This window comes from Pseudomonas sp. RW10S2 (assembly GCF_014268985.1).
GTDB lineage: Bacteria > Pseudomonadota > Gammaproteobacteria > Pseudomonadales > Pseudomonadaceae > Aquipseudomonas > Aquipseudomonas wayambapalatensis.
Genome location: NZ_JABWRO010000210.1, coordinates 1 through 3,886 on the forward strand (window position 1 = coordinate 1; position 3,886 = coordinate 3,886).

Consider the following 3,886-nt stretch of genomic DNA (forward strand, 5'->3'; position numbering starts at 1 on the left):
GTGGGAGCGGGCTTGCCCCGCGATGAGGCCGGCCCAGGCAAACGCCAGGCCTAGCGCCCGCCCATGATCGCGATGTAGTCCTGGGTCCAGCGGCTATAGGGCACGAACTTGCCACCCTCGGCCTGCGGGGTCTTCCAGAAGGCGATCCTGTCGAACTGGTCGAAGCCATTGGTCTTGCAACCCTCGGCGCCGAGCAACTCGCTGGCCTTGCAGCCCTGCGGCACCGCCGGCAACGAGCCGAACCAGGCCGCCACATCGCCCTGCACCTTGGCCTGCAGCGACCAGTCCATCCACTTGTAGGCGCAGTTGGGGTGCTTGGCATCGACATGCAGCATGGTGGTGTCGGCCCACCCGGTGACGCCCTCCTTCGGGAACACCGTGGCGATCGGCTGGCCCTCGGCCTTGAGCGCGTTGGCCTGGTACGGCCAGGCGCTGGAGGCGGCGACGCCTTCATTCTTGAAGTCGCTCATCTGCACCGTGGTGTCGTGCCAGTAGCGGTGAATCAAGGCGTGTTGCTTGCGCAGCAGGTCGAGCACGGCGGCGTACTGCTTCTCGTCGAGCTGGTACGGATCGCTGATGCCCAGCGCCGGCTGGGTCGCCTTGAGGTAGAGCGCGGCGTCGGCGATGTAGATCGGGCCGTCGTAGGCCTGCACACGGCCCTTGTTCGGCTTGCCGTCGGGCAGGTTCTCGGCCTCGAATACGGCTTTCCAGCTATCTGGTGCGGTAGGGAACACCTTGGTGCTGTACATCAGCAGGTTCGGACCCCACTGGTAGGGGGTGCCGTAGGTCTTGCCATCGACGGTGTACCACGGCGCGTCGTGCAGGCGCGGGTCGAGGTTCTTCCAGTTGGGGATCAGCTTCGGATCGATCGGCTGTACACGCTTGCCGTAGATCAATCGCAGCGAGGCATCCCCCGACGCGGTGACCAGGTCGTAGCCACCCTTGGCCATCAGGCTGACCATCTCGTCGGAGGTGGCAGCGGTCTTGACGTTGACCTTGCAGCCTGTGTCTTGCTCGAACTTGCTGACCCAGTCATAGGCCTTGTCCGACTCGCCACGTTCGATATAACCCGGCCAGGCGACGATATCGAGCTGGCCCTCGCCCTTGCCGACTTCCTTCAGGGCTTCGGCGGCCTGGAGGCTGCCACTGGCCAGGAGCGCGGTGGCGAGCCCGCTGAGCAACGCTGTCTTGTACATCGTTCATCTCCCAAATTGTTCTTTCTATTGTCGGGGCAGTATCAAGCGAACAACGTCCCTGGCGGCGCCAGCGGATTCTTGTGTCAGTCGAGCAGCTCGCCGTGACGCGCCATGATGTGGCGCACCACGCTGTAGTCCTGCAGCGAGTCGCTGGACAGGTCCTTGCCATAGCCGGAGCGCTTGAGCCCGCCATGGGGCATCTCGCTGGCCAGCATGAAATGGGTGTTGATCCAGGTGCAGCCGTATTGCAGGCGGTTGGCGATCTGGAAGGCCTTGTCGAGGTTCTGCGTCCACACCGAAGAGGCCAGGCCATACTCGGAGTCGTTGGCCCAGTCCAGCGCCTGGGACAACTGTTCGAAGCGGGTCACTGTGACCACCGGCCCGAACACTTCGCGCTGGACGATTTCGTCCTGCTGGCGGCAGCCGGCGAGCAGCGTCGGCTGGTAGTAGAAGCCGGGGCCCGAATGCACGGCGGCACCGGTCACCCGTTCGATGTGCGGCTGGCCCAGGGCGCGCTCGACGAAGCTGGCCACGCGGTCGCGCTGGCGGGCGCTGATCAGCGGGCCGATCTCGTTGTCGACGTCTTTCTTGCGGGCAAAGCGGATATTGCCCACCGCATCGCCCAGCGCAGCCACCAGCCGGTCGTGGATGCCGGCCTGGGCATAGATGCGGCAGGCGGCGGTGCAGTCTTGCCCGGCGTTGTAGTAACCATGGGTGCGAATGCCCTGCACCACGGCCTCCAGGTCGGCATCGTCGCAGACGATCACCGGAGCCTTGCCGCCGAGTTCCAGATGGGTGCGCTTGAGCGTGCGTGAAGCGGCCTGCAGGATCTTCTGGCCGGTGACGATATCGCCGGTCAGCGACACCATGCGCACCTTGGGGTGGCCGACCAGATGGCTGCCGACCGCCTCGCCGCCACCGCAGACGATGTTCAGCACGCCCGCCGGCAGGATATCGGCCAGCAGCGGCGCCAGCGCCAGGATCGACAGCGGCGTGTGTTCGGAGGGTTTGAACACCAAGGTGTTGCCTGCGGCCAGGGCCGGGGCGATCTTCCAGGCGGCCATCATGAGTGGGTAGTTCCACGGCGCAATCGATGCGACGACACCCACCGGGTCGCGGCGCACCATGCTGGTGTGCCCGGCGACGTACTCGCCAGTGAGTTGGCCCTGCTGGCAGCGCACGGCACCGGCAAAGAAGCGGAACACATCGGCAGTGGCGGGAATATCGTCCTGGCGCGCCAGGTGCAGGGGCTTGCCGCAGTTCAGTGCCTCGAGACGGGCAAGCAGGTCGGCATTGGCGTCGATGGCGTCGGCGATGGCCAGCAAGGCCGTGGCGCGTTGCGCAGGGGTGGTGCGCGACCAGCCGGCAAAAGCGCGCTGGGCCGCCTGTACTGCGCGCTCAAGCTGTTCGAGGGAAGCCTCGCCGACATTCAGCAGCAACTCGCCGGTCGCTGGGTTGACGATGGGCTCGACCAGCCCTTCCCCGGCAACCAGGTGGCCATCGATCAACTGCGCGCTGTACAGCGGAAGACTGGTGGGCATTTTCGGACTTCTTCTTTTTTTCGTGTCGTCGTGCATGGCGCCTCCGCGGTGGGTCGGGCGCGTCCACTTGAAACGAGACTAGGGCCCGACAGCCAGCTTCACAAATTCTAAATATTGAAAGTCTCGTTCGGTTAAATCGATACCTTGCGCTGGCTGCCCTGCCCCCTGGCCAATGTCAGGAACGGGTCCACCAGCGGCGTGCGCGCCGTGCCCCGGCGCCAGGCCAGGCCCACGTCGAGGGTCTCGTTGAGGTCGGCCAGCGGGCGGGCTTCGATGATGTCGCCTTCGAGCGACCAGGGGCGGTAGGTCATGTCGGCCTGGATCGACAGCCCGAGCCCCGCCGCCACCAGGCTGCGCACCGCCTCCACCGACGCGGTGCGCAAGGTGACCTTGGGCGTAAGCCCCGCACGACTCCAGATGCGCTGGGTGTGCAGGCCCATTTCATCGGCGTTGAGCTGGATCAGCGGCTCACCTGCCACATCGGCCAGGCTGATGCTGTCGCGTTCGAGCAGCGGATGGCGTGGCGGCAGCCACAGGCGGTGCGGAGAGTGGGTGAGCACTTCGGTCTGCAGGGCGTGGCGATCTTCGAGGTTGGACAGGATCAGCACGCCGACATCGATCTCGCCGGCCACCAACAGGTGCTCGATGTAGGGGCGTTCGTCCTCCACCACGCGGGTTTGTACGTTGGGGTAGGCGTGCTGGAAGCGGGTGATCAGGTCGGCCAGGTAATAGCCGGCGACCAGGCTGGTGACGCCGATGGTGAGCAGGCCATCGACCTGGTCGGTGCTCTGCTGCAGGCTGCGCTTGGCGTTTTCCACAGTGGCCAGGATCAGGTGCGCCTGGCGCAGGAACTGGTGCCCCTGGTGGGTCAGGCTCATGCCTTTGGCGTGGCGGGTGAACAGGGTCACGCCGATTTCGTCTTCCAGTTGCTGGATCGCCTGGGTGAGGGTCGACTGGGAGATGAACACCGCCTGCGCGGCGGCGGAGATCGAGCCGGTTTCGGCAACGGCGATGAAGTGGCGGATCTGGCGCAGGGTCATCATGCGGAAAAACACCTGTTGTTTTTTCCGCAGTATGGTTTATCGAAGGGGTGGGTAAGCGTTCTTTTTTATCGAACGGGGTTGAGGGCGGTGTTTGCCTTTTCTCGGG

General features: G+C 65.1%; 3 protein-coding genes. All 3 read right to left on the reverse strand.

Features of this window, described 5'->3' with window-relative positions; all coding sequences use genetic code 11:
• Nucleotides 1–50 precede the first annotated feature (50 nt).
• Nucleotides 51–1,196: a putative ABC transporter substrate-binding protein YdcS gene (gene ydcS, locus HU729_RS25130; RefSeq protein ID WP_186711884.1), complete on the reverse strand. Its 1,146-nt coding sequence runs from the start codon at nucleotides 1,194–1,196 to the stop codon at nucleotides 51–53.
• An 83-nt stretch (nucleotides 1,197–1,279) separates the two neighbouring features.
• A complete protein-coding gene (locus tag HU729_RS25135) occupies nucleotides 1,280–2,737 on the reverse strand; it encodes a gamma-aminobutyraldehyde dehydrogenase (protein ID WP_238348447.1) in 1,458 nt (485 codons plus the stop codon).
• A 131-nt stretch (nucleotides 2,738–2,868) separates the two neighbouring features.
• Nucleotides 2,869–3,780: a LysR family transcriptional regulator gene (locus HU729_RS25140; protein ID WP_153774130.1), complete on the reverse strand. Its 912-nt coding sequence runs from the start codon at nucleotides 3,778–3,780 to the stop codon at nucleotides 2,869–2,871.
• Between the last annotated feature and the right edge of the window lie 106 nt (nucleotides 3,781–3,886).